Source organism: Polaribacter sp. AHE13PA (assembly GCF_019278505.1).
Classification (GTDB): Bacteria; Bacteroidota; Bacteroidia; order Flavobacteriales; family Flavobacteriaceae; genus Polaribacter.
Genome location: NZ_CP058985.1, coordinates 3,067,678 through 3,094,157, shown reverse-complemented (window position 1 = coordinate 3,094,157; position 26,480 = coordinate 3,067,678). Strand labels below are relative to the sequence as shown.

Below are 26,480 nucleotides of genomic sequence, written 5' to 3'. Positions count from 1 at the left end.
TTCGAATGTAAACAACAAAAACGGAATAGCAAAATGACAGACTTTGGAATTAAAGAAGCTTTACAAAAACTAGGTTTAAAAGCTATAAATAATGGTACTTCTATAGGATCTAATAATTTTTCTAATGGTGAGTTAATAGAAAGTTACTCTCCTGTTGATGGAAAATTAATAGGAAAAGTAAAATCTACATCAAAAGAAGACTACGAAAAAGTGATGGAAACTGCTACAAAATCTTTTTTATCATTTAGAAATATGCCTGCTCCACAAAGAGGAGAAATTGTACGTCAGTTTGGTAATAAATTAAGAGATTTAAAAGAACCTTTAGGAAAATTAGTTTCTTATGAAATGGGAAAATCTCTACAAGAAGGTTACGGAGAAGTGCAAGAAATGATTGATATCTGCGATTTTGCTGTTGGTTTGTCTCGTCAATTAAACGGACAAACAATTCCGTCTGAAAGACCAGGACACGTTATGAGAGAACAATGGCATCCAATAGGTGTTGTTGGTATAATTTCTGCATTTAATTTTCCAGTTGCTGTTTGGGCTTGGAACACCTCTTTAGCGTGGATTTGTGGTGATGTTTGTGTTTGGAAAGGATCTGAAAAAGCACCTTTATGTACCGTTGCTTGTCAGAATATTATTGCAGATGTTTTAAAGAAAAATAATTTACCGGAAGGAATTTCTTCCATTATAAATGGCGATTATAAAGTAGGAGAGATGATGACTACAGATACTCGTATTCCTCTAGTTTCTGCAACAGGTTCTACCAGAATGGGAAGAATTGTAGGAGCAACGGTTGCCCAACGTTTTGGAAAATCATTATTAGAATTAGGCGGAAACAATGCCATTATTATTACGCCTACGGCGGATTTAAAAGTAGTGGTACCTGGTGCTGTTTTTGGTGCTGTTGGTACTTGCGGACAACGTTGTACATCTACTAGAAGATTAATTATTCACGAATCGGTGTATGATAAAGTAAGAGATGCCATTGTTGGTGCTTACAAACAAATTAAAATTGGAAATCCTTTAGATGAAACCAATCATGTTGGTCCGTTAATAGACAAAGGTGCTGTAAACACTTATTTAGCTGCAATTGAAAAAGCAAAAGCAGAAGGAGGAACTGTTTTAGTAGAAGGTGGTGTTTTAGAAGGCGAAGGATATGAATCTGGATGTTACGTAAAACCAGCAATTATAGAAGCAGAAAATCATTTTGAAATTGTTCAGCATGAAACTTTTGCACCTATTTTATATCTAATGAAATATGCTGGAGAAGTAGAAAATGCTATTGAAAAACAAAATGGAGTTGCGCAAGGTTTATCATCAGCAATTATGACGAATGAGCTAAAAGAAGCAGAGAAATTTTTATCTTATGCTGGTTCAGATTGTGGTATAGCAAACGTAAATATTGGTACTTCTGGAGCAGAAATTGGTGGTGCTTTTGGTGGTGAAAAAGAAACTGGTGGCGGTAGAGAATCTGGTTCTGATGCTTGGAAAGTGTATATGCGTAGACAAACAAATACCATTAATTATTCCGATGAATTGCCTTTGGCACAAGGAATTAAATTCGATTTATAAAAAAATAGATTTACATTTATAAAAAAAAACAATTCTCATAAATTTATGAGAATTGTTTTTTTTTATTTAATATTTAAAATGCCATTTTCTAACTCAATTGCAATATTTCCGTTAGAAATAATATTTTCTTTTGGTTTCTTTTCAAGAATTTTTGTGAGTTTCTCTTCTTTAGAATTACCAAAAGTAGTTTTAGTACCATCCATATTTAAAACGGTATTGAAACCAAAAACTTTTACAGAATAATTACTTTCTTTTACTTTGTATACATTTAATTCAGAATATTTTCCTTCAAAATTAAAATCAGCAAAACTTTCACTAAAATTATATAAATGTACTTTACTTGTAAAATCTTTAAATGAAACTTTTTTGCCTATTTCACCAATCTGAATTTTTGAGGTTTCCGTTATTAACATTGCATTAGAAAATGACCCGATTCTTACTTTGTAGATGTCTTTTAAATCATAATTTCCTCCTGATATAGCTTCTGCTTGAAAAATTCCACTCATCAATTTAAATGAGTTATTCTCATTGTTGATGCCTTTAAATTTATAATAAGTTTTGAATGAACTTACATCTAGATGCGTATTAACATTATATGTGAAATCTATTCTAGAATGAAGTGCTTTAATTTTAATTTTTACATTTTTTGGTGTTTTGATTATAAAATCTTGTTTAAATTTTCGTGGTGATTTTCCGTAATTTTTATATGGGTTTTCTAACTTAAGTTTCTTAAAATAATCATTAGAATCTGTACCCAAACTAAAGTCGATTTCTTTTACTATAGAATCTTTTGATTTATAGTAAAATTCATTTGCTCTCCTCTTTTTAAAAAAACCTCTAATATGTTCTTTGTAAGTTTCTATATCAACATCTAAAGAATGTAATTCCCCAAGGTACATTGAGTTTTTTATCTCTAATTTTATTTTGTTATTAGTTTTTGAAGATTTGGCTTTAAGTCCTTTAAAAACTTTATATTGAATATCTTCTGAATCTTTATCAAAAAGAATTGAATAATCAAGATAAACTTTATGATCATTAGATTCTTCAAATACAATTGATGCATTGTCAATATCAATCTCTAATATGGTGTTTTTGTCAATTTCGTAACTTTCTTTTAAGACTAATTCTTTTGTTTGTGAAAAAGAAAAATGGATGCTTATTAGAAATAAAATACTATATATATATGGTTTCATTACTTGTATTTTTTTGATTTAACTCATTAATATGTTCTTTAATATCTCTGATTAATTGCAAACGTCTTTGCAAATTATCTATTAAAGATTCTAAAACATTTATATTGTTTGGAAACTCCTTTAATTGAGTAGTTATTTTTTTATAATCAGTATCAGACTCTTTTAATTTCTCTTTATATTTTCTAATTAAAACAGTATCCTTTGCTATATCAATAAAAGCATTCCATTCTTTATTTATATTGATTAAATATTCATTTTCTATTCCTTCAAATTGAATTTCAAGTGCAGTTTTTTCGGGTTTGGAATTCGTATTCTGGAAAAAATACCCACAGAAAAGAAGGAATAAAATTGATGCTGCAATTTTTAAGAAATAATAAGATCTCCTTTTATTCTTACTATTTTTCACTCCGTCTAATTTTTTTATAAAATCTGTACGATGACCTTTTGGTAACTCTTTTTTGAGTTGCTCTTTATTTTTAAATAAATCTCTTATATCATGTTCCATAATTCTAAGTTTTTAGAAGATTTCTAAGTTCTAATTTTCCTCTTCTTAATTGTGTTCTTGATGTTTTAATCGGAATTTTTAAAATTTCTGAAATCTCTGAATGATCATAACCTTCCAATAAATATAATTTAACAACCAATTGATACTTAGTTTTTAGATTTTCAATTGCATCAATAATTTCTATTCTATCAATTTTTACATCAAAATTCCAATCGTTATCATCTAAAACTTCCAAAGGATAATTTTCTAAAGAAACCGTTTCTATACTTTTCTTTTTTAATTTATCAATACAAGTATTAATAACAATTCTTTTTAACCAAGAACCAAAACTGGTGTCTTCTTTAAAAGTATCTAAACTTAAAAAGGCTTTAAGAAAAGCATCTTGCATAGCGTCTTTTGCTTCCTCTTCGTTTTTTAGATATCTATAGGATATAAAAAACATAGCTTCAGAAAACAGGTCGTAAAGCTTTATTTGAGCTTTTTGACTTCCTCTTTTACTGTTTTTAATTAAAAGATTTAATTCTTTAGACATTCAATTTGGTTAGTTCTATTATTAAAAACGATAAAGAAATACATAAGTTTCAGTTTTTTCTATTTTTTCTAAAATTATGTTTACTTCGAATTTAATGCGTTTAGATTAATTATAACCAAGTAACTCGTATAAAATGAAAAGAGAAAACAGAAGAAGAATGAGTCCGGGTGTTGGTTATATTGGATCTGGTAATAAAACTTCCTTTTTTACTAGAAAAAATAAAGTTTCTTTTGATAAAATAAAATCCATTTATGGAGATGAAATGGAAAGGTTAAAATCTAAAAAAAAGTCAATATAAGTTTTATAAAAACTAAATGAATCAGAAAAACTTAAAATTCGGAAGCGAGTTAAAGCACAAATTCAAAAAGAACAAATTGTAAATTTAATCATAGGAATTATTGCTATATAATTTATTTTTGGGATTCTTTACTTAATCTTAAATTAAACTATCTTTAGATTCTTAAGTTTAAAGAGCGTAAAATTAGCACATATACAATATTTATATAATAAGATTGGTTTTGAAACTTCTCCAGAAGAATTGACTCGTTTATTAACAAAGAGTTAAAAAAGATAATTATATTCTCTATTATGGTCTACAGAACGAATACTATTTTTAATCAAAAAAAATAAATTGATATATTGAAAAATATTCCAAATATAGCCTTTCAAGGTAAAGATCGTAAAAGTGTTTTTGAGCTTTTAAACTTATCAGATTTATTTGAAAGGTTAGATAATATTGAGGATCATGAGCCAAGGCAACCACATAGAATTTCGTTTTTTGCCTTGCTAATTGTTACAAAGGGTACTGGTACTCATCAAATAGATTTAAAGGATTATAAGGTTGAAGAGGGTACGGTTCTTAAAATAGCGAAAGGGCAAGTACATTCTTTTCAAAGAAATGCAACATACCAAGGTTTTTTAATAATTTTTACAGAAGAGTTTCTGATGAATTATTTCTCTAAATCTTCTATTAATTTAATTTCTAATTTATACAATTACCATTTATCTTCTCCTGTTTTTAAAAATAAAATAGACAATGAGATTCTAATACATCAACTGCAATCGGAAATTGCACTAGAGAATAGTTTTGCACATCGTAATATTATGGCGGCGTTTCTAGATTTGTATTTATTAAAGTTAGAACGTAAATCTCCTGATAATTACATTCCAAAAAATAAGTCGAAACAGTTTTATACTTTTGATCAGTTTAAAAGCTTGGTAGAGACTAATTTTACAAACACTAGAAATGTAAAAGACTACGCAAATTTATTATTTATTACTACCAAAACTTTAAATATTGCCGTAAAAGAATTTACTTTAAACACGGCTAAAAATTTTATAGATGATTATGTTATCTTAGAAATAAAGCGAGATATGATGAGTACCAACAAAAGCTTAAAAGAAATTGCATTTGATACTGGCTTTGATGAGGTTACTAATTTTACAAAGTTTTTTAAAAAGAAAATGAAGGTAAGTCCGAAAGAATTTAAGAATCAACAGTTTTTTTAATTCCTAGATTTACCATTATTACCGGAAGATTTACCTTTCTCATAAAAGAGTTTTATAGCAACTTTGTATTAAATTTAAAACTCAATAAAAATGAAAGCAAAATTAATTACTTTATTATGTCTTGCACTATTTACAGTAGGACTTGGTTTTTCACAAAACGAAACAACAACAGAAAACAACTTCCAGTTTGAACAAGCAGAACACCTTTTAGACGGGTATTCTTTTAATTTTCAATATCAAAACGGTGCTGGTTTGCATATGGAGTTTAATGATGGAAAAGCAAAGTACCAATGGGTTGCTGGACCAAATAAGGGAAACGGAAACGAAGACATTCCGTACAGATCAACAAAACTTGGAAACGATATGTATTTAGTGAATTGGCACGAAATAGGTTTAAAAGACTATTTAACCATTGTTTTTGATTTTGACAAAATGCTAATGCACAGTTCTATTATAGTGGGTTATCAAAATAAACCAGAAAGAACTTTGAGAACAGTGTTTACAAGTGGTATTATAGATCATTTAAAAAGACCTTAATAAGTTTTATAATAATAGAAGTAATTACTACTTATCAATTCAATATATCTAATCTGATAAATTCCTTATAGTGTTTATCAGATTTTTTTTTGCGTTATAGAAATCCAATTAATTTATAAGAGGTTCATATTTACCGTTTTTAGGCTTCTTTTGATAAAAACAATTGTATTTACCATTATTCAATATGCTTGTGCTTAACTTTCATAAGCAAACAATTATTTATGTTGATAATGCAAATATGTCAGCATCTAAAGTGTTTTCAAAAGTAATTGCTGAAACCGATAAATATGAATTAGAGTCTAAATTTGAAGAGAAAGTAGTCTTAATATCAATGAATAAATAATAATAGATTTCTCATATTTACCATAAAGGACCCTAGATTTACCTTTTATAATAAGAAGATAATTAGACCTTTGTAAATTATAAAACAAATAATATGAGTCAAGTAGGAATTTGCCCAACATGTGGCAGCAAATCAAAAATAAAAGAAAAAGAAGGAAATACTATTTATACGGCAGTACAAGATGATGAAGCCTTCAAAAAAATAGGTCAGATTAAAAAAGCTATGGAGAAATTTAAGCTAAAAGCAGAAACTTTAGAAAAAGAATTAGCTATTTTAAAAGCAAATCTATAATACCATGAATATAGAGCAAAATAAAAAAAATGCAATTGCTTTTTACAAAATGGCTTATGAAGGAAACCCTACAAAGGCTGTTGCGTTATATGTAGGTGAAAAATATATCCAACACAACCCAATGGTAGGAGATGGACAACAGGAGTTTATTGATTATTTTGATAGAATGCAAAAGGAATTTCCGGTAAAAACGATTGAGTTTGTAAGAGCAATATCCGAAAGAGATTTGGTTGCCTTACATACCTATCAAGAATGGCCAGACAACGATAATTATGTGACCATGGATTTTTTTAGGTTCGATAAAAATGGTAAAATTATAGAACACTGGGACAGCATTCAACAAGTACCAAAAGAAGCTTTGAACAATAATACCATGTACAAATAATGAAAGTAATAAAAAAGAATTACGGTTGGGTAATTGTTGCTATTCTAGCGCTATTACCAATGCTTGTTATCATCAATATGTTTGATGTAGATCTGTCCAACGGATTTTCTCTTTCGTTGATAGAAGGCAAAGGAGCTGACGGAAAAACCACTTTAGAAATGTTGTATCATGTTTCTGGTGAGTTTGCCATCCGTTGGATGACGGCTGTATTAACGTTAACTCCGGTTTTTATCATTTTTGGTGTAATGAACCTTTTTGTACGTCAGGCAATGGGAATTGCAACAGCTGTTTGGAGTTTTCTGCATTTTATTATTTTTATTTGGGCAGAAGGTTTTTTAGAAACCTTTACACAAGTTAATTATGTAGCTGGTTTTGTTGCTATTTTAATTTTAATTCCGTTGTTTTTTACTTCTAACAGAAAGTCTATGAAGTTCCTAAAATCGAACTGGAAAAAATTACAAAGTTATGCGTATGCAGCTATTTTCTTAAGCGTATTACACGTGGCTATTTTAGATAAAACATGGCTTATTTATGCAATAGTTGTTGGTCTCGGTTTTATGATAAGAATTCCTTTTATCAAAAATAAATTCATAGAAAGAAGAAAACGAAAAATACTAAAATCTTAAATTAAGATGGGATTATTAGAAAACATAATCAAAAAGGTCGTTTTAGAAGCTGCTATTATTGAACATAAGGAGAAAATTTCAGCATCAGTTTATAAAATCAGGTTGAAAAGTGAAAGTATAAAAAAAGCAGATTTTAAACCTGGCTATTTTTTACGTTTAGGAATCGGAATTGGTAATGATAATTTATCAATGAAAGATAAAGTACGTAGCTATAGTGTTTGGGACATAAACCAAACCGAAGGCTACTTAGATATTGCCATTGCAACCGATAGCAAAGGTATTGGATCGCAATGGGTGGCTAATTGTTTAGTAGGAGAGACTGTCTATTTTAAATGGAAAAAAGGAAACTTTTTATTAGACGAAACTGCAGAAAGCTATTTAATGATTGGAGATTTATCTGCCTTATCACATTTATACATTCTAAACAGAAACTTACCGAATAATAAGCAAGTAGAAAGTATACTATATAGTGAGAGCCAAAGTGCTTTTTTTGATGATATAGATGATTCTAAACCATTTAATAGGTATTATTTAAAGCAAAATCCAATAAACGAAATTTTAAAAAAGGTAAAAAAAATTACACCTAAATTAAAAGAAAATAAAATTGTTTATATTGCAGGAGACAGTAGAGTTTGTGTGGCATTAAATAAATATTTTAGAAATGAACTAAACTGGAGTACGAAACAAATTAAAACAAAACCATTTTGGAATCCTGATAAAAAAGGATTGGAATAAAGCTATAAAAACCTAAATGAGATTAGCAGAAAAATACAAACAAGTAAGATTGCAAACGACCACTTTTTGTAATCATCTAAATATAGAAGATTATGCTATTCAGGTAGTGCTATTTGCTAGCCCCCCCAAATGGCATTTAGCACATACTACTTGGTTTTTTGAAACTTTTATTTTAAAAGAATACATAGCGGATTACACCGAATTTAATGCGGATTTCAACTTTCTTTTTAATAGTTATTACAACAATGTTGGTACTAGAATATTACAAGCAAATAGAGGTAATATGTCTCGACCAAGTACCAATGAAATCTATGAATACCGTGCGTATGTAGATGCTAAAATGAATGCTTTTTTAAATGATCTTTCCGATGAAAAAATAATTGATTTGGTAACATTGGGTTTAAATCACGAACAACAACATCAAGAATTATTAGTAACTGATGTGAAATATATGTTTGGGCACAATCCTATTTTTCCAGTTTTTAATAATGAGTATAATCTAGTTAAAGATAAAAATACTGCAACAAAAAGCATACAAATGCCTGCCGGAATTTATGAAATAGGACACCAAGGAACAGATTTTTGTTATGATAATGAATTGGGAGTTCATAAAGTATATCTAGATGATTTTGAAATTAATAATCATTTGGTAACCAATGGAGAGTTTATAGATTTTATGGATTCTGGCGCCTATACAGATTTTAATCTTTGGTTAGATGAGGGGTGGTCTTGGGTAAATAAAAAAAATATTAATTCTCCTTTGTATTGGCATAAAATTGATGGAGAATGGCATTCTTATACACTTGCAGGTTTGCAAAAAGTGGATACAGCTGCTATTTTAAGTCATATTAATTATTACGAAGCCAATGCTTTTGCAGAATGGAAAGGAATGCGACTACCAACCGAATTTGAATGGGAAATTGCAGCCCAAAAATTAGATTGGGGAAAACGTTGGGAATGGACAAATAGCGCCTACTTGCCTTACCCAAGATTTAAAAAAGAAAATGGAGCGGTTGGAGAATACAACGGAAAATTTATGAGCAATAAAATGGTGTTGAGAGGCGCTTCGGTAGCAACTTCTCAAGATCATAGTAGACCAACATATCGTAACTTTTTTAACCCTACCGAAAGATGGCAATTTACAGGAATTAGACTAGCAAAATAATAATATGATTGAAATCGTTAAGAACAAAGATAAAAAAGGGAGTACAATCAATTTAGAAATCAATGAAACATTTAGAAACGATATTGAAAAAGGACTCCTGAGCAATCCAAAAACGCTTTCTTCAAAATATTTTTATGATAAAAAAGGCGATGCACTTTTTGTAGAAATAATGAATTTGCCTGAGTATTATTTAACACGCAGCGAACTAGATATATTCAAAAATAAAACAAAAGATTTAATAGATAGTTTTAATATGAAAGTCGATTCTTATTTTGAATTGATAGAATTAGGTGCTGGAGATGGATTAAAAACAAAAGAACTATTAAAAAGTTTAACAACGCAAAATTATAATTTTGAATATTTTCCAATAGATATTTCTTCGAATGCTTTGCGTCAATTGAAAGAGGATTTAAATACTGAAATACCAAACTTGTCTGTAAAAACGCAACAAGGAGATTATTTTGAAGTTTTAGATTCCTTAAAAAAGAGCAAACAGCCAAAAATCATCTTGTTTTTGGGTTCTAATATTGGGAATATGAGCGATAAACAGGCTGCAAAATTTTTCTCTAAATTAGGTGCAAATTTAAATCTGGGTGATAAATTATTGTTAGGCGTAGATTTGATAAAATCGAAAGAAATTGTGCTTCCAGCTTATGATGACAGCAAAGGAATAACTGCTGCATTTAACTTGAATTTATTAGATAGAATCAATAATGAATTAGGTGGTGATTTTAACCTTAATCAGTTTCAGCATCAGCCAGAATATGATGAAAAAGAAGGTATTGCAAAGAGTTATATTGTAAGTACAGAAAATCAAATAGTGACCATTAAGTCTATAGGCACATCTTTTAGTTTTACCAAAGGTGAAAAAATTCATACAGAAATATCTAGAAAATATAATGATGAATTGATTCAACAAATTATAGCGAATACAGATTTTAGTATCGACACTAAAATTATGGATAGCAAAGCCTATTTTGCAGATTATATTTTAACTAGAAATTAAAAATGATTAAAACGCAACTTGCCATATTAGGATTGGGAAGCAGATCTACTTTATATTATTTAGAGCAACTAAATAAGGTATACAATGTTAAAAAAGGAGGGTATAGTACTTGTCCGTTTTTTTTGTTAAATACAGATTTTGATACCATAAATCCGCTTTTACCAAATACTTCATTGCAATTAGATACTATTTTACAAAGTTATTTAGATCAAATGGAAGCCTTAGAAGTTACGGAAATATTAATTCCCAATATTACATTGCATGAAACGATAGATCGGTTAGAATTTCAAAAAAACATCTTACATCCGTTGCCTTTATCAGTTTTAAAAATGAAAGAAATTGATGCTAAGAAAGTCGTGATTTTTGGTTCTTTACATTCCATGCAGTCCAGTTATATTCGTTCTTATTTACAATTAAATTCTATTGAAATTCTGCTTCCAAGTTCAGAAGATATGATATTTATAGATGAGGTTAGAAAACACATTTATAATACTACGGAAACCAAAGAAATCATCAATAAGTACCATCAATTGATTAAAAAATATAGAGAAAATTATCCTGTAGTTCTTGGTTGTACGGAGTTGTCAATCATAAAACCTACAGACCAAATAAATATTATAGATATGGCGCAACTTCAAATTGAAGCAGCAGTAAAAAACATCTTATAAAAGCTAATTTTTACCATTTTTAGTCGAAGTTGTATCTGTCCGAAAAAAAGTAACATTCAGATATTTGTAGTCTAAAATAAAACGGATTAAAAAGATATTATGAAAATAGCAGTAACATCAGCAAGCGGAAAATTAGGAGCTTCCATTGTAAAACATTTAATTAAAGCGATAGGAAAAGAAAATGTAATAGGAATTGCTCGTACGCCCGAAAAGGCAGCTTATTTAGATGTAGAAATAAGAAAAGGAGATTATAACAACCGAGAAGATTTTGAGAAGGCGTTGCAAGGAGTAGATGCTGTTCTTTTAGTTTCTGGAATGGATGATCCTCAAAAAAGAATTATACAACATAGAAATGTAATTGAAGCTGCAAAAAGTAACAGCGTTCAAAAAATTGTGTACACAAGTATTGTAGGTGCAGAAGAAAACAATGCATTTAGTCCTATTGTGCAAACAAATAGACAAACAGAGAAAGACATTATCAATTCTGGTTTGGATTGGGTTATTGGAAGAAACGGTATTTATATTGAACCCGATTTAGAATATATTGATACCTATGTAAAAGAAGGCGCAATTAGAAATTGTGCAGGAGAAGGTAAATGTATGTATACAAGCAGAGAAGAGTTAGGTTTTGCATATTCAAAAATGCTTTTAGAAGAAAAACATAATGGTAATACCTACAATTTAGTTGGAGAAGCAATTACCCAAAGTGAATTAGCATCCTTAATAAACCAAGTTTATGACACTAATTTAACCTACAATTCTGTTTCTTTTGATGCTTATGCCGCTGAACGAAAAGGAGCATTGGGAGATTTTATAGGAACTGTAATTGCTGGAATTTACGAAGGCATAAAAGGAGGCGAAAATGAGGTTCCTTCAGGTTTTGAAAAAGCGACTGGCAGATTGCATCAATCTCCTTTAGAAATGATAAAAAGGTTTAAAAAAAATCTCAAAATCAATCTTTGAGAATACTAGAATTTAAACTTATAATTATAGCACAAAACCTAGAATAATATATTTGTAAGAGCTTGTTTTTTCATATCCTTAGAATTATATGCTTTAAATTAAACTATCTTTAGTTTTTATTGTCTTAAGTTTATGAAATCAGCACATATACAACATTTATATAACAGGGTTGGTTTTGGTATTTCACCAAAAGAATTGGCTCGTTTATCTAAGAAAAGTAAAAAAAACGTAGTTAACGAATTATTTATTTCATCAAAGAAAACAACTGTTTTATCTGTAGATACTTCTTTTTTAAAAGGTATTTCTTTTAAAGATTCCAAGGATAAAAACAAACGTAAAGAACTTCAAAAAATTAGTAGAAAAAAAGTACAAGAGCTTTCTACAGCTTGGTTTGAACGCTTAAATAATCCATCAGAAATTTTACGTGAAAAAATGACCTTGTTTTGGGCGAATCATTTTGTGTGTGAAAACAAAAACATTTTATATGTAGAGAGTTACAATAATATGTTGCGAAAAAATGCTTTGGGTGATTTTAGAAATTTCACAAAAGCAGTTTCTAAAGAAGCCGCAATGATTTCTTATTTAAACAACAAACAGAACAAGAAAAAAAGTCCGAATGAGAATTTTGCACGTGAATTAATGGAGCTTTTTACGTTGGGGCAAGACAATTATACAGAACAAGATATAAAAGAGTCTGCAAGATCATTTACAGGATATAGTTATGATTTTAAAGGACAATTCAACTTTAAAAAAGGACAACATGATGTTGGAGAAAAGACATTTTTTGGTAAATCGGGCCATTTTAAGGGTGATGACATTATAGATCTGATTGTAGAAAAAGAACAATGTGCACGTTTTATATCAGAAAAAATTTACACCTATTTTGTCAATGAAAACACTAATAAAAACCATGTAGATGAAATGGTAGAGGTGTTCTATAAAGATTATAATATAGAAAATTTAATGCGTTTTGTTTTGCTTTCTAATTGGTTTTATGCTGATGAAAATATTGGAAACAAAATAAAATCGCCTATTGAGTTTTTAGTTGGTATAAACACAGTTGTACCTTATAAAATAGAGAAACCGAAACAAGTTTTATTATTACAACGCTTATTAGGACAAAAACTATTGAGTCCGCCAAATGTTGCTGGTTGGAAAACCGGTAGAAATTGGATTGACAGTAATACCATTGTTACCCGTTTGCGTTTGCCTTCTGTATTATTAAACAATGCAGAAATTGCATATTCAGAAATTGGTGATGAAGAAGCTATGATTACCGATTTTAAGAAAAGAAAATTGCGTAAAAAAGCTTTTATAAAAGTTTCTGCCGATTGGAATTCTTTTGAAGAAAATTATAAAAAGGAATCTAATAAGGAACTTGTACATCAAATTATTACATCAAAAATTAATAGTGGAACTGAAGAAATGTTAGAAAGAAATCAGCAACTTTCTAAAAGAGATTTTGTTGTGCAATTAATGAGTTTACCTGAATATCAACTTTGCTAATTTTTTGAGATTATGAAACGTAGAGATTTTTTAAAACAAACAACTTTTGCTTCAGGAATGTTTTTTGTGCCTCAATTTTTAAAGGCTTTTGAACAACTTCCTATTAAAACACTTAGCCATAAAAAAGTAGTAATTATTCAATTAAAAGGAGGGAACGATGGCTTAAATACGGTAGTTCCTTTTCAAAACGATATTTATTATCAACAACGAAATAATATCGCCATAAAACAAAATGATGTCTTTAAAATTTCTGATGAGGTTGGGCTCCACAAAAGCCTACAACCTTTACAAGATTTATATAACAAAGGTTTTGTAAGTATTATAAATAATGTAGGGTATCCAAACCCTAATTTATCACATTTTAGATCTACAGATATTTGGCAAACAGCTAGTGATAGTAATGAGTATTTACAAAATGGTTGGGTAGGTCGTTATTTAGATTACACCAAAGGAAATCCATATGCTGCTATTGAAGTTGATGAAAGTTTTTCCTTAATGATGAAAGGGAATACACAAAACGGATTGGCAATTACAGACCCAAAAATGTTTTATAATTCTATGCGTGCACCATTTTTTAACAATGTGGTAACCAATTATAATGATGCGCATTTAAGCGAACATAATTTAGGCTATTTGTACAATACTATGATTGATGCAAAATCATCTGCAAAACACATTTACGAAAAAAGCAACACCAGAAGTAGGACTGCAGAATACCCTAAAAATATCTTTGGAAAACAGCTTAATACTATTTCTCAATTTATAAATTCTGGTTTAGAAACACAAGTATATTATGCAGGTTTAAGTGGTTTTGATACACACGCAAACCAAGCAGGAACACAAGAAAGATTGTTAAAGGTCTATGCAGAAAGTATGGAAGTGTTTATAAATGATTTACAAAAAAACAACACATTTGATGATGTGTTAATTCTTACTTTTTCTGAGTTTGGTAGACGTGTAAAACAAAACGAATCTAAAGGAACAGATCACGGAACAGCTAACAATGTTTTTGTGATGGGAAAAAACTTAAAGAAACAAGGTTTGTATAATAATTTACCTAATTTGGGTGATTTAGATAAAAATGGAAACCTTAATTATGAAATAGATTTTAGAGAAATTTATGCAACAATTTTAGACAAATGGTTGCAAGTAGATGATGTTGCTATTTTGAACAAATCATTTTCTAAATTAAATTTTGTTTAATACTTCTCATATCCAAGATACATTTAGATTCAACTTTTATAGGAATATATCTTGTTTTTAGGGATTAAAATTAAGCTATGCATGTAAATTTGGAAAGTCGAAAACTTAAAGTTATCTTTGATAATTAATCAATATTTTATTTTAATACTGCAATGAAATCAATAAAAAGAAAATATCTACAAGGATTTTATGAGACGCTTGTCCATGGCTTTGTTTGTGCTTCTTTTTCTTTTGCAATGTATAGAAAACGTAAAATTATCTTTGTGTCTTAATTAGGCATTTCGAGTGTGCCTACACAGCTCTATTTCATTATTTCTTATAGAAGATATTCAAAATAACAAATTGAATGGCTTTACTCGCATATGTAATAATGTGTCAATTTAGAGTTTACGATACTGTTTTTTTATATATAAATTTAAAATGATAATATCATGGCTGTATTGAGAAAAAAGCTCACAAAAGCAGAATTAAACGAGAAAAAACAAGAGAAAATTTTAAAGAAATTAGAAGATAAAAAAATGAAGAAACGGAAGTCTAGAAAGTAACCTATAAATTTAAATATCCCTTTACAAGAAGAGGTTGTCTTAAAAGTATTAAACTTGTCTTACTGACAAAAAAAACTTTTTTAGACAACCTCTTTTTATTTAATGATATTGCACTTTTCTAATTACACGCATTGCTTCTTTATACTTTATGTACGTTGTTTTATCTTTTAAATCTTTTAGGTACGTTTTTACCTTCTTTAACTGTTTGGAAACGTCTACATAACCGTGTAAATAACAGATTAAATAATTGGTTGGTAAACGTAATACATCCACACCTTCAATTACAGAAAGAGGTATGTTGTTTTCAATTTTTTTTACAATAGCATTGCAGTCATTGTAAATGTGATGTATAATGTTTATATCAAATTTTGGAGGAACAAACAAAAACTCTTTTACAATATCATGCTGCCCGTTTTCTTTAAAATTGATAATTGTTTTCTCTAATGGATACAATTCTTCTTGCTTTTCTAATCCTAAGTAGATGTATTCAGTTATAATGAAAGATTGCTGATTATAACTAATTTGAACGTCATCTAAAGCAGAAAAAAACAACTTTACTTGCTCGCTAATTAATTCGATATCTACCCTAGAAAAGTAAACTTCATCGTTTATAAGCTTTTTTTCTCCTGCCCAACACAGTACAAATTGCTCATTAAAAACTTTATATTGGGGGTTGTAGGCTGATTTATGATTGTTGATGAAATCGAAAACACCATCTAAGGTTAATTCTATATTATTACGCGCATTTTTTTCGATAGCCTCAACAATATCTTTATTGGTGTTTCGCAATTCAAAATTTCCGGAAGAAGGTATAGAGTTACTTCCTCTTCTATAAAAAGTAGTTCCTTTTCTATATTTCCAAGTATTCTTTAAAAGTGATGTAATTTTATTATTCGGATGAATAGTAACCAAACCAATAACTTTATGACGCTGTAAGCTAGGAAAAGGAACATTTTCATATTCAATTTTTGGAGGGTTTTTTAAATAAGCATTCACTAAATTCTGAATCTTGCTATCATCATAAAAATCGACACCAATAATTTTGTTTTCTTCATCTTCAACACCAATAACGATGTAAGAATTATTTTCTGGATTGGAATTAGAAAGGGCACAAATATGTTTTAAAAACTTTGCTTTTCCATCTTTTGCACTTAATGACAATTTTTGCTTTTTATCATAAAAACTATTCTCATCGTTGTGAGAAAGTAGGTTTTTGATTAAAAGTCTTTTGTTTATCATTTTATGGCATTTCTTCTCCTTGGCTAGCTTCTAAAAGTAGAAACCAATCTTGTAGTTCTATATTAATTTCTAAAGCTTTATTCGCGTTTAAAATTCGTTCTTTATTAGTGGTTCCAATCACTGGAGATAATTTTGAAGGATGTTTTAAAATCCACGCTAATAATAACACATCTTCAGAAACAGTATATTTTGCGACTAATGTTTTTAAAACTGCTTTTACTCTTTCTGTTTTTGTAGTTTTTTCTCTATAAACACTTCCTAAAGGACTCCAACACATTGGCTGCATATTTTTTTGTAGCATTTGATCTAAACTGCCATTTTGCATTGCATTATGTTGTGTTAAAGAAAATTCTATCTGATTTACAGAAACAGGAATTTTATCAGCAATTAAATCAACCTGAGAAGGCGTAAAGTTTGAAACTCCAAAATTGATTATTTTACCACTTTTTTGCAATTCAGTAATGGCTTCTGCAATTTCGTCAGGTTGCATAAGCGGACTTGGTCTGTGCAGTAAAAAAGTATCAAGATAATCCGTTTTTAAGTTTTTTAAAGTAGATTCTACACTCCAAATAATATATTCTTTCGAATAATTATAATGTTTTAATTTATTGTTTCGAGCTTCTCCAACAAGTTGGATACCACATTTAGATATTAATTGAATTTCTTCACGTGGAATGCCAGTTTCTACAAATGCTTTTCCAAATTCAGCTTCTGTAGAATAATCACCATAAATATCTGCATGATCAAAAGTTGCATAGCCGTTTTCTACGCAGAATTGAATCATATCAATTTGTTCTTTAGTAGAAAATTGTTTTCCCCATTTTCCCCAAGACATGCATCCGATTATAATTTCTGATTTTGGCATTTTAATCTCTATTCAAAATTGTTGGTGATGCTTGTGCTGTAGGATACACTACTAAATCTTCTATATTAACATGATACGGTCTAGAAATTACAAAATAAATAATATCTGCAATATCATCTGCTTGTAAAGCTTTATAACCTGCATACACAGATTTTGCCTTTTTTATATCACCTTTAAAACGAACATCTGAAAACTCAGTTTCTACTGCCCCAGGATGAATTGCAGAAACACGAATGTTATGTTTGTTTAAATCGATTCTCATTGCCTTATTTAAAGCATCTACAGCGTGTTTAGAAGCGCAATATACATTTCCGTTAGGATAAACATCTTTTGCCGCTATAGAGCCAATATTTACAATAAAACCATTGTTTCTATCTGTCATCTGCGGAATGATTGCTTTGGAAACGTATAACAAACCTTTTACGTTAATATCTAACATAGCATCCCAATCATCTATATCGCCATCTTGTATGCTAGATAAACCATGTGCATTCCCTGCATTATTGATTAAAATATCAACTTGTTTAAAGTTTTCGGGTAATGAATTTATGGCTGTTGCAACTTCTTCTCTTTTAGAAACATCAAACTGTAAAGTGGTTACTTCTGTAAGTTTACTTAAAGTTTCTTTAAGTTCTGATAATCGTTCTGCTCTTCTCCCGCAAAGAATTAAACGGATGTTATTTTTTGCGAAAATTTCTGCGGTTGCTTTTCCAATTCCAGACGTAGCTCCGGTTATAAATGCTGTTTGTTTCATTTGTCTTTTTTCTATTATTCCTGCGATAGCAGTAATCTAATTTATTCCGTGAAATTGTTTTATAAAATTAAGAAAACATATTTTGATAGTCAGAATTTTAGGGTTTAATTTTCATCAAATTATAAACAAAGAAAAAACCGTCCTCCACAGGACGGTTTATCTTTCAATTGGTAACTACTCCAATCAAAAATCAACTAACCAAACTTTATTTTAAATTTCTTCTTTCTTTTGTTTCTCTTATTATCTTAGTACGTTTTCTACCATCATTCCTTACAATATCTTTTGCACTTGTTTTAGAATTTTCACTTTTCTTAAATTCTAAATAACCTCTTCCAGAAAACTCGTAAGTTTTTCCAGATTCATAATTATAAAGTGCTATCGTTCCATCATTAATAACGTCCAACTCAAACTCTTCTGTATCTCCGTCATCATAATATAATGTTAAATCCTTTATATCCTCAAATCCATTGATATCAAAGATTTCATATGCACCAACGTAATCCCAATAGATTTTATCAATTTGTGTGCCAGAAGGATCTTGAGAGCTATAAAATGTTGTTATATTTTCGGGGGTAAAAGCTAAATAATTTTCATTATCAAAGGCATCTGTTAAGCCTCCTTTTGTACTTACTTTCTCCCAACCAATATATTCTTGTAAAAAGTATTCTATGTTTTCGTAAAATAATTTATCATAGTCAAATTGATTTACCTGATACCCAATTAAGTAGTAGCTTACATTTTGTCTGTAGTTGTATAATTTTATTTCATTGTTAGAAAGTACAGTAACTTCAAAGTCGTTTGCACCGTCTATATCATGATCAGTTTCTAAGATACCATTATACGTATTGTAAGTTCCAACATCAATTCCAAATTCATTTCCGGTTCTTCCAATATCTACAATATTATTGTTTGCGTATAAAATTCCGTTTATAAATGATAAAGTAAATGCTCTTGAAACATAAGGTATGTCTCCACTTCCTGTTGTTCTATGATAATCTACATACCATAAGTCATAATCTGTGACTACTTGTTCTAAAGAAATGTCATAATTATCGTCAACTCTAGAGCAAGAACTTAATAGTGTTCCGGTAATGATTATTGTTATAAGTAGTTTTATTGATTTCATAAGCTTGAATTTTACTGTTATGCTTATGTAATTTCAAAATACGTGCCAAAAATAAAAACCACTCATAATTGAGTAGTTTTTAAGGAATGTTTTTTCTGTTTATTGTATTTGTTGAGTAAGTTTAGTATCCCTCTCTTTAATCTCTTTTATTTTATAATATTTTGTTTCCCCATTTAGTTGATAGGAGAGAACTGCTTCCTTTTTTGATAATTCAAAAGGTATCTTTTCTTGTATGGGAATTTTATTTTTAAATTCTTTTTTAGGATCTAAATGAAGTGTAATATCTAAGTTTTTACTCTTTGAAGTTGTATAGTTTGCTATAATAAGAGATGCTTCTTTAATTTCGACTTTTGTTGCCTTGTTTCTAAAGTATAAAGAATCAAACGTAATATTCGATTTTTCTTTTAATTGAATTTGAACATTAATACCATGAATTCCTGGTTGTTCTCCAGTCCAAGTCATATAGTTTGCCGAATCAATTATAAAAGAAGTATTCTTTTGAAATTTTGTACTTCCGCATTGCGAAAAACTTAAGATAAGTAACAAAATAGATAAAGTTTTCATAATTCTTATTTTTATAATAGAAATCAAACGATATGCCAAGGTATAAAAAAAAGAGCTTATCAATTTTGATAAGCTCTTTTTTTTATAAGTTTCTGCTTTTGCAGGATAATTAAAATGTCTGATTATTTAATGCTTCCGCACTTTTAAATAATTTGACTTCACAAAAGTTTCGTCTAATTGTTTAATGCTTCCGCACCACCAACAATTTCTAAAATTTCGTTGGTAATTGCTGCCTGACGTGCTTTGTTATAAGTTAACAATAAATCGTCTCTTAAATCTGTTGCGTTGTCTGTTGCTTTGTGCATTGCAGTCATACGAGCACCGTGTTCTGATGCAAAACTATCTCTAAGTGCTTTATATAACTGAGTCTTTAAAGATTTAGGTATTAAAGCTTCAACAATTTGTAATTTAGATGGTTCGTAAATATAATCAGAGCTTACTGCTTCTTTATCACCACCTTCAATAGGTTTAATTGGTAAAAATTGTTCTACTTGCGGAATTTGAGTTGCAGCATTCTTAAATTGATTATAAATAAGTTCAATTTTATCGTATGTACCCTCAGCAAATAGACTCATTAACTTTTCAGCAATTACAGCTACGTTGTCAAAAGTTAAATCGTCGTAAATTTCATTATTAGATTCTGCAATGTTATATTGTTTAGATAAAACATCTCCACCTTTTTTACCAACGGTAAATAGGTCTACATCAACATTACTGTATTTTTCTTTTACAGTTCTAATAACTGTTTTTGTAATTGATGAGTTAAAACCACCACACAAACCTCTGTTAGAAGTTACAACAACTAATAAAACTTTAGAAACCTCTCTTTGATTTGAATACACTCCACCAGCATTACTATCTAAAGTTGCACTTAAATTTTGCAACAATTCAGTTAGTTTAGATGAATATGGACGCATTGCCGTAATTGCATCTTGTGCTTTTTTTAACTTTGCAGCAGATACCATTTTCATGGCAGATGTAATCTGCATTGTAGATTTAATAGAGGTAATTCTATTACGTATTTCTTTTAAGTTTGCCATTTCTCAAGTTATGAGTTATGAGTGTTAAGTTATGAGTTTTTGATAATTGCTACCAAAATACGTATTAACTCTTCACACTTATTATTCAATTCAGCTGGTACTTTTCTACCTGTTGATTCTAAAATTTCTAACCAATATTTGGTTTCATCAGCTTCTTTTAAAGCAATACCAAATTTGTATTTAAAATCTTTTTTACTAACTCCTCTTTGTGCTTCTCTTGTATTGGCTCCAATACTTGTTCCGCTTCTTATTAATTGAGATGCTAATTCAAAATCTTTATTTTCTTTAAGAGTATCACAATATTTAACTATTTCGCAAGCAAACTGAAAGCTTTTAACTCTTATAGGGCTTTCAGTTAACTTACTCATAATTCATCGCTCTAAACTCTTAACTAGTCTTTATTCAAAATGAGTAGAAATTTCTTTAGCTGCTGCTTCTAAAACAGCAATTGTTTCTGGTGTTAATTTACCAGACTTCAAGGTATCTAAAGTATCTCTATGTTTTGAGTTTAAGTAATCGATATAATCTTTCTCGAATTTCTTAACTTGGTCTACAGGAACATCTTTTAATAAGTTCTTAGAACCTGCATAGATAATTGCAACTTGATCTTCTACAGAGAAAGGATCATTTTGAGCTTGCTTTAAAATTTCAACATTACGTTGTCCTTTAGAAATTACACTCATTGTAGCTGCATCTAAATCAGAACCAAACTTTGCAAACGCTTCTAATTCACGGTATTGAGCTTGATCTAATTTTAAAGTACCAGATACTTTTTTCATTGCTTTAATCTGTGCGTTACCACCAACACGAGATACAGAAATACCTACGTTAATTGCTGGACGAACACCAGAGTTAAATAAATCTCCATCTAAGAAAATTTGTCCATCTGTAATCGAAATTACGTTTGTTGGAATATATGCTGAAACGTCTCCTGCTTGAGTTTCAATAATTGGTAATGCAGTTAAAGAACCTCCACCTTTTACAATTCCTTTTAAAGAATTTGGTAAATCGTTCATTTCACTAGCAATTTTATCATCATTGATTAATTTTGCAGCACGTTCTAATAACCTAGAGTGTAAGTAAAATACATCACCAGGATATGCCTCACGTCCTGGAGGTCTTCTTAATAATAAAGAAATCTCACGGTATGCAACTGCTTGTTTAGATAAATCATCAAAAACAATTAAAGCTGGTCTACCAGTATCTCTAAAAAATTCTCCAATTGCAGCTCCAGCAAATGGTGCATATACTTGCATTGCTGCAGGATCTGATGCATTTGCTGCTACGATTGTAGTATAAGCCATTGCGCCTTTTTCTTCTAACATGTTTGCAATTGCTGCAACAGTAGAAGCTTTTTGACCAATAGCTACATATATACAATATACTGGCTCACCAGCATCGTAAAATTCTTTTTGATTTAAAATAGTATCAATAGCAACGGTAGATTTACCAGTTTGTCTATCTCCAATGATTAACTCACGTTGTCCACGTCCAACAGGAATCATTGCATCAATAGATTTAATACCAGTTTGTAATGGCTCAGTTACTGGCTCTCTATAAATAACTCCAGGAGCTCTACGCTCTAAAGGCATTTGATAAGTTTTACCTGTAATAGGTCCTTTACCATCAATAGGGTTACCTAAAGTATCTACAACACGTCCAACAACGCCTTCACCTGCTTGTAAAGAGGCAATACGTTCTGTACGTTTAACGTTAGATCCTTCTCTAATAGAAGTTGATGCTCCTAATAAAACAACACCTACATTGTCTTCTTCTAAGTTTAATACAATACCTTCTAATCCATTATCGAATTCTACTAATTCACCATATTGAACGTTAGAAAGACCGTAAACACGAGCAATTCCATCTCCTACTTGTAAAACAGTACCTACTTCGTTTAAAGTAGCTTTTGCTTCAAAATTTGTTAACTGTTGCTTTAAAATTGCTGATACTTCAGCTGGTTTGATACTTGCCATCTTTTATAATTTGATGTATAATTAAATTTTTGGAATAAAATGACTGTTGTCAAATTCCTTTTTCAATTCGTATAAATAATTAGAGATACTTGCATCATACTGCACATCTCCCACACGTAAAATAAATCCTCCTAAAATAGCCGGATTAACTACGTTCTCTATATTAGCTTTGTCTCCTGTTATGGCTACGATTTTAGCTAAAACTTTCTTTTCTATTTCTTCTGTTAAAGGAACTGCTGTAGTTACCTTTGCTACTTTTATATTCTTATCAAAATCATAAATAATAGCATATTGCTTTGCAATACTAAGAAGCATGGAAATTCTTTTATTATCTTGTAATAAATGAAATAAGCCAAGTGTAATATTGTTTACTTTACCTTCAAACAAAGCTTTTAAAACTTTTGTTTTTTCAGATGGTTTAACAATAGGGCTTTTTAGCATTACTTCAAAAGTTTCATTTTCAGAAATTGTACTAACAATAAATAACATATCGTCATTTACGGCAGTTTCTTCTTTTGAATCTTTAGCAAGATTTAAAATTGCTTTTGCATAACGTATTGCTGCTCTTGCGTTTTTCATGCTTAAATTAGTTTAAAGTAACATCTTTTAAAAGTCCTTCAACTAATTCTAGCTGATCTTTTTTATTAGATAATTCTTTCTTAATTACTGATTCTGCGATACCAATAGATAATTCGGCAACGTTTTTCTTTATTTCTGCTAAAGCTGCTTGCTTTTCTTGTTGAATTGAAGCTTGTGCTTTTTCAATTAAACTAGTAGTAACTTCTTTTGCATCTTCTTTAGCTTCTGCTATCATATTATCTCTAATATCTCTAGCTTCTTTCATCATTGCTTCTCTTTCTGCTCTAGCTTCTTTTACTAATTTTTCGTTATCAGCTTGTAAGTTTTGCATTTCTTTACGTGCATTTTCTGCAGCTTCTAATGCATCTTCTATACCTGTTTCTCTTTCTTCTAAAGAGTTTAGAATTGGCTTCCAAGCAAATTTTTTCATCAAAATTAATAAGATAATTAAGATTACTACTTGCATTGCAAATAAGCCTGGTGAAAAGTCGTTTAATAAAGTTTCCATTCTATTTACTAATTATATTGTTCTTTGTTTAATTTAAAAACACTTTCTGTAACCAACCGTTACAGAAATGTGTTTTCGTTTTTTTTTGAGAAAATTATTTCCCTAAGATTAATGCACCAAATGCTAATCCTTCTAATAAGGCACCAATGATGATCATTGCGGTTTGAATTTTACCAGCTGCTTCAGGTTGACGAGCAATACTTTCCATTGCTTTTCCACCGATTTGACCTAATCCAAGTCCTCCTCCGATTACGATTAATCCTGCTCCAATTAAATTGTACATACTAATTGATTTTTAAATATATTAATTAAACAAATTCTAATACTCTCTTTTGATACTTGGTTTGCACCAAGGTTTTAGTGATGGTCATGTTCTTCAACAGCCATTCCAATAAATAATGATGATAACATTGTAAAAATATATGCTTGTAAAAAGGCTACCAATAATTCAATAACCATTATAAATAAAGCCAATGCTAAAGACATTCCTGTAGATGCTACAGGTCCGAATGCTTCTTTCATTGTTACCATTAATGCAATTAAACTCATTACAATAAAGTGACCCGCAGTAATGTTTGCGAATAAACGTACAAGTAAAGAAAATGGTTTAATTAAAATAAAACCAGCTAATTCTATAACGGCTAATATAGGTCTTAAAATATAAGGTACACCTGGCATCCATAATGTATGCATCCAAAAATCTTTGGTACCATTTACTAAATAGATTACCATTGTAAATAATGCCAATGCTAATGTTACTGCAATTTGACCCGTAACGTTAAATCCAAATGGAGTTAAACCTAATAAGTTTAAGATCCAGATAAAGAAAAATACGGTTAATAAAAAGCCTGTAAATTTTTTATATTTTTTCTCACCAATGTTTGGTCTTGCAATTTCGTCTCTAACGTATAAAACTAAAGGCTCTAAAACACGACTAAATCCTTTTGGTATTTGTCTTGATTTATATTGTTTTGCTAATCTAGAGAATCCTAAGAACATTAAAAATCCTGCAAATAAAATACCTACAACAGATTTAGTGATAGAAAAGTCTAAAACTCTGCTAGCGTTTGTAGCATGATGAGCATCGTCAAAAGAAACTGTTGCAGCTCCGTTTTCTAGTTCGTAAATTTTACTGTGTATTTTTGCGAATTTTAAGCCGTTTTTTTCTACAATTACATGTCCATCGTCATTATGATGAAATGCTGATGACATAAAAGTAACTAAACCTTCTGTAGTCCAAACAATAACAGGAAGGGGAAAACCTACATGTTTTCTTTCATTTGCATCATTAGTGTAAGAGTAAAATGCGAAATCGTGAGAATCTTTAAGGTGATGCTCTATATAAGCTTTTACCTCTTCTTTGGTATTTACTTGTCCTCCGTCGTTTTGGTCGTCGGTCTTTTTACCTGATTCAAATGCGAAACTTGTAGTTGTAATAAGAGCTATTACAGCTATTGTAAGAAATTTGATTGTTTTTTGTGCAACACCCATTTTTAAAATACGCTTTCTAAATTTGCGGCAAAGGTATGTAATTATTCAAATACTTACACTCTTTTTTTTAGCTATTTTATTTTATTGTTTTTTGTTCAGTATTTTAGCTACAAAAAATGCATCTGTTGATAAAAAAATAAGGGTTGGAATTAGCAACGATAATTTTTCTGAAACCGTGAGTGTTTCCTTTAAAAATAGGGTGTCGTAGAAGGCTAATTTAAACAGTATTAGTTTAATAAGAATAGCGGCAAGATATATGTAACTTAATTTTTTTTTGAATTTATCAACAAAAGAGAATGCAACAAAATTAGTACAAACCAATACAGAGAAACCAACGTTAAATTCGTATATTTCTACTAGTTTAAAATGTAATATTACCTGGTTTTTTTCTATCAAAAAACTATGAATACCATAACTGATAGCAAAAAGTAAAACTAAGGCAATGCAATACGTGATGACAATTCTAATCATTAATTTTATTGGCTTGTTTTATCAAAGAATAGGTGGCTACAAAGATGGCGAATAATGTAATAGCTTCTGTTAAGAAAGCAGTGTTAAATTTTAGGTCTAACCATTTCCCTAATAATGAACCTAAATAAATAGTTAAGCCCATTTGTAAACCCGCACCAGAGAGTCTTATTGCTTTATTAAGCGGTTTTTTCTGATCTGTTTTTTTTGTCATTACTAGAATTTAATTCTTTTACGGCTCCTTTCATAGTACAGGTTGCGTTAAATGTAGCACCTGGCTCTACAGATAGTTTTCCGATTATTACCTCTCCAGAAATATTTGCTTTCGTTTTTATGGTTAGTGTATTTAATACCAAAAGGTTTCCAGAATATTTACCTTCTATATCCGCATTGGTACACTCTACCTTTCCTTTTACAAAACCATCGGCACCTATAATAACTCGTCCTTTTGTCACTAATGTTCCCTCTAATGTTCCATCAATTCTAAAATCACCATCAGATTTTATGTCGCCAACAATTTTTGTGTTTTTAGCAAGAACATTTCTTTCCATAATTTTTTTATTTTGTGGTTTTTTACTTTTAT

32 protein-coding genes are annotated in these 26,480 nt (G+C 29.7%); 14 read left to right on the top strand and 18 right to left on the bottom strand.

Annotation, left to right across the window (positions count from 1 at the left end; genetic code table 11):
* Positions 1-33 precede the first annotated feature (33 nt).
* Positions 34-1,575 carry an aldehyde dehydrogenase family protein gene (locus H0I28_RS13310; RefSeq protein WP_218759411.1) on the top strand — a complete coding sequence of 514 codons (1,542 nt, stop codon included), beginning with the start codon at positions 34-36 and terminating at the stop codon, positions 1,573-1,575.
* A gap of 62 nt (positions 1,576-1,637) precedes the next feature.
* Here the strand turns inward: H0I28_RS13310 and H0I28_RS13305 are convergent, their stop codons facing one another.
* The 3 genes from H0I28_RS13305 to H0I28_RS13295 are packed head-to-tail and all read right to left on the bottom strand — an operon-like array spanning position 1,638 to position 3,805.
* Complete coding sequence (locus tag H0I28_RS13305; RefSeq protein WP_218759410.1) at positions 1,638-2,768, bottom strand: hypothetical protein; 1,131 nt, start codon at positions 2,766-2,768, stop codon at positions 1,638-1,640.
* Positions 2,749-3,273, bottom strand: coding sequence for a hypothetical protein (locus H0I28_RS13300; protein WP_218759409.1), 525 nt, complete (start codon positions 3,271-3,273; stop codon positions 2,749-2,751). Before H0I28_RS13300 ends, H0I28_RS13305 begins: the two co-directional genes overlap by 20 nt.
* Positions 3,274-3,277: 4 nt before the next feature.
* Complete coding sequence (locus H0I28_RS13295) at positions 3,278-3,805, bottom strand: RNA polymerase sigma factor (protein ID WP_218759408.1); 528 nt, start codon at positions 3,803-3,805, stop codon at positions 3,278-3,280.
* Between the two features lie 133 nt (positions 3,806-3,938).
* On the opposite strand from H0I28_RS13295, the gene H0I28_RS13290 reads away from it, so the two are divergent.
* From H0I28_RS13290 to H0I28_RS13230, 13 genes are all read left to right on the top strand, one after another.
* A complete protein-coding gene (locus H0I28_RS13290; protein WP_218759407.1) occupies positions 3,939-4,103 on the top strand; it encodes a hypothetical protein in 165 nt (54 codons plus the stop codon).
* A gap of 341 nt (positions 4,104-4,444) precedes the next feature.
* Positions 4,445-5,314, top strand: coding sequence for an AraC family transcriptional regulator (locus H0I28_RS13285; RefSeq protein ID WP_254712779.1), 870 nt, complete (start codon positions 4,445-4,447; stop codon positions 5,312-5,314).
* Between the two features lie 90 nt (positions 5,315-5,404).
* Positions 5,405-5,851: a MoaF C-terminal domain-containing protein gene (locus tag H0I28_RS13280; protein ID WP_218759406.1), complete on the top strand. Its 447-nt coding sequence runs from the start codon at positions 5,405-5,407 to the stop codon at positions 5,849-5,851.
* 436 nt (positions 5,852-6,287) lie between these two features.
* A complete protein-coding gene (locus H0I28_RS13275; RefSeq protein ID WP_218759405.1) occupies positions 6,288-6,485 on the top strand; it encodes a hypothetical protein in 198 nt (65 codons plus the stop codon).
* Positions 6,486-6,489: 4 nt separating this feature from the next.
* Positions 6,490-6,870, top strand: a complete 381-nt coding sequence (locus tag H0I28_RS13270; protein WP_218759404.1) for a nuclear transport factor 2 family protein — start codon at positions 6,490-6,492, stop codon at positions 6,868-6,870.
* Entirely contained in the window at positions 6,870-7,496 is a 627-nt protein-coding gene (locus tag H0I28_RS13265; RefSeq protein ID WP_218731942.1) for a ferric reductase, read from the top strand. The genes H0I28_RS13270 and H0I28_RS13265 overlap by 1 nt, the downstream gene beginning before the upstream one ends.
* A gap of 6 nt (positions 7,497-7,502) precedes the next feature.
* Complete coding sequence (locus H0I28_RS13260; RefSeq protein ID WP_218759403.1) at positions 7,503-8,231, top strand: siderophore-interacting protein; 729 nt, start codon at positions 7,503-7,505, stop codon at positions 8,229-8,231.
* A gap of 16 nt (positions 8,232-8,247) precedes the next feature.
* Positions 8,248-9,396 carry an ergothioneine biosynthesis protein EgtB gene (egtB, locus tag H0I28_RS13255; protein WP_218759402.1) on the top strand — a complete coding sequence of 383 codons (1,149 nt, stop codon included), beginning with the start codon at positions 8,248-8,250 and terminating at the stop codon, positions 9,394-9,396.
* 4 nt (positions 9,397-9,400) lie between these two features.
* Positions 9,401-10,402 carry an L-histidine N(alpha)-methyltransferase gene (gene egtD, locus H0I28_RS13250; RefSeq protein WP_254712778.1) on the top strand — a complete coding sequence of 334 codons (1,002 nt, stop codon included), beginning with the start codon at positions 9,401-9,403 and terminating at the stop codon, positions 10,400-10,402.
* 2 nt (positions 10,403-10,404) lie between these two features.
* Positions 10,405-11,070, top strand: a complete 666-nt coding sequence (locus H0I28_RS13245; RefSeq protein ID WP_218754759.1) for an aspartate/glutamate racemase family protein — start codon at positions 10,405-10,407, stop codon at positions 11,068-11,070.
* A 99-nt stretch (positions 11,071-11,169) separates the two neighbouring features.
* A complete protein-coding gene (locus H0I28_RS13240; RefSeq protein WP_218759401.1) occupies positions 11,170-12,033 on the top strand; it encodes an SDR family oxidoreductase in 864 nt (287 codons plus the stop codon).
* A gap of 132 nt (positions 12,034-12,165) precedes the next feature.
* Positions 12,166-13,539 (top strand): DUF1800 family protein, encoded by a 1,374-nt coding sequence (locus H0I28_RS13235; RefSeq protein ID WP_218759400.1) that lies wholly within the window; start codon positions 12,166-12,168, stop codon positions 13,537-13,539.
* A gap of 12 nt (positions 13,540-13,551) precedes the next feature.
* Complete coding sequence (locus tag H0I28_RS13230) at positions 13,552-14,742, top strand: DUF1501 domain-containing protein (RefSeq protein ID WP_218759399.1); 1,191 nt, start codon at positions 13,552-13,554, stop codon at positions 14,740-14,742.
* Between the two features lie 644 nt (positions 14,743-15,386).
* Here the strand turns inward: H0I28_RS13230 and H0I28_RS13225 are convergent.
* From H0I28_RS13225 to H0I28_RS13160, 15 genes are all read right to left on the bottom strand, one after another.
* Complete coding sequence (locus H0I28_RS13225) at positions 15,387-16,526, bottom strand: ATP-binding protein (RefSeq protein ID WP_218759398.1); 1,140 nt, start codon at positions 16,524-16,526, stop codon at positions 15,387-15,389.
* Position 16,527: 1 nt separating this feature from the next.
* Positions 16,528-17,391 carry an aldo/keto reductase family oxidoreductase gene (locus H0I28_RS13220; protein WP_218759397.1) on the bottom strand — a complete coding sequence of 288 codons (864 nt, stop codon included), beginning with the start codon at positions 17,389-17,391 and terminating at the stop codon, positions 16,528-16,530.
* 1 nt (position 17,392) lies between these two features.
* Positions 17,393-18,145, bottom strand: coding sequence for an SDR family NAD(P)-dependent oxidoreductase (locus H0I28_RS13215; RefSeq protein WP_218759396.1), 753 nt, complete (start codon positions 18,143-18,145; stop codon positions 17,393-17,395).
* Positions 18,146-18,350: 205 nt separating this feature from the next.
* Positions 18,351-19,271, bottom strand: coding sequence for a hypothetical protein (locus H0I28_RS13210; protein WP_218759395.1), 921 nt, complete (start codon positions 19,269-19,271; stop codon positions 18,351-18,353).
* 99 nt (positions 19,272-19,370) lie between these two features.
* Complete coding sequence (locus H0I28_RS13205; RefSeq protein WP_218759394.1) at positions 19,371-19,835, bottom strand: hypothetical protein; 465 nt, start codon at positions 19,833-19,835, stop codon at positions 19,371-19,373.
* Positions 19,836-20,008: 173 nt separating this feature from the next.
* Positions 20,009-20,875 carry an ATP synthase F1 subunit gamma gene (atpG, locus tag H0I28_RS13200; protein WP_218759393.1) on the bottom strand — a complete coding sequence of 289 codons (867 nt, stop codon included), beginning with the start codon at positions 20,873-20,875 and terminating at the stop codon, positions 20,009-20,011.
* Between the two features lie 29 nt (positions 20,876-20,904).
* Positions 20,905-21,243, bottom strand: a complete 339-nt coding sequence (locus H0I28_RS13195) for a four helix bundle protein (RefSeq protein ID WP_218759392.1) — start codon at positions 21,241-21,243, stop codon at positions 20,905-20,907.
* A gap of 30 nt (positions 21,244-21,273) precedes the next feature.
* The gene (atpA, locus tag H0I28_RS13190; protein WP_218731929.1) at positions 21,274-22,851 is read right to left on the bottom strand and encodes a F0F1 ATP synthase subunit alpha; all 1,578 of its coding nucleotides are present in this window, start codon (positions 22,849-22,851) and stop codon (positions 21,274-21,276) included.
* 21 nt (positions 22,852-22,872) lie between these two features.
* Positions 22,873-23,430 (bottom strand): ATP synthase F1 subunit delta, encoded by a 558-nt coding sequence (atpH, locus tag H0I28_RS13185; protein ID WP_218731928.1) that lies wholly within the window; start codon positions 23,428-23,430, stop codon positions 22,873-22,875.
* 7 nt (positions 23,431-23,437) lie between these two features.
* On the bottom strand, positions 23,438-23,938 hold the full coding sequence (locus H0I28_RS13180) for a F0F1 ATP synthase subunit B (protein WP_218731927.1): 501 nt from the start codon (positions 23,936-23,938) through the stop codon (positions 23,438-23,440).
* A 94-nt stretch (positions 23,939-24,032) separates the two neighbouring features.
* The gene (gene atpE / locus H0I28_RS13175; protein ID WP_068447578.1) at positions 24,033-24,221 is read right to left on the bottom strand and encodes an ATP synthase F0 subunit C; all 189 of its coding nucleotides are present in this window, start codon (positions 24,219-24,221) and stop codon (positions 24,033-24,035) included.
* Between the two features lie 74 nt (positions 24,222-24,295).
* Positions 24,296-25,429 (bottom strand): F0F1 ATP synthase subunit A, encoded by a 1,134-nt coding sequence (gene atpB, locus H0I28_RS13170; protein WP_218731926.1) that lies wholly within the window; start codon positions 25,427-25,429, stop codon positions 24,296-24,298.
* Positions 25,430-25,510: 81 nt separating this feature from the next.
* A complete protein-coding gene (locus tag H0I28_RS17740) occupies positions 25,511-25,900 on the bottom strand; it encodes a DUF6168 family protein (protein ID WP_368384399.1) in 390 nt (129 codons plus the stop codon).
* Positions 25,893-26,111: an AtpZ/AtpI family protein gene (locus H0I28_RS13165; protein ID WP_208890791.1), complete on the bottom strand. Its 219-nt coding sequence runs from the start codon at positions 26,109-26,111 to the stop codon at positions 25,893-25,895. Before H0I28_RS13165 ends, H0I28_RS17740 begins: the two co-directional genes overlap by 8 nt.
* A complete protein-coding gene (locus tag H0I28_RS13160) occupies positions 26,077-26,448 on the bottom strand; it encodes a polymer-forming cytoskeletal protein (RefSeq protein ID WP_254712706.1) in 372 nt (123 codons plus the stop codon). Before H0I28_RS13160 ends, H0I28_RS13165 begins: the two co-directional genes overlap by 35 nt.
* Positions 26,449-26,480 lie beyond the last annotated feature (32 nt).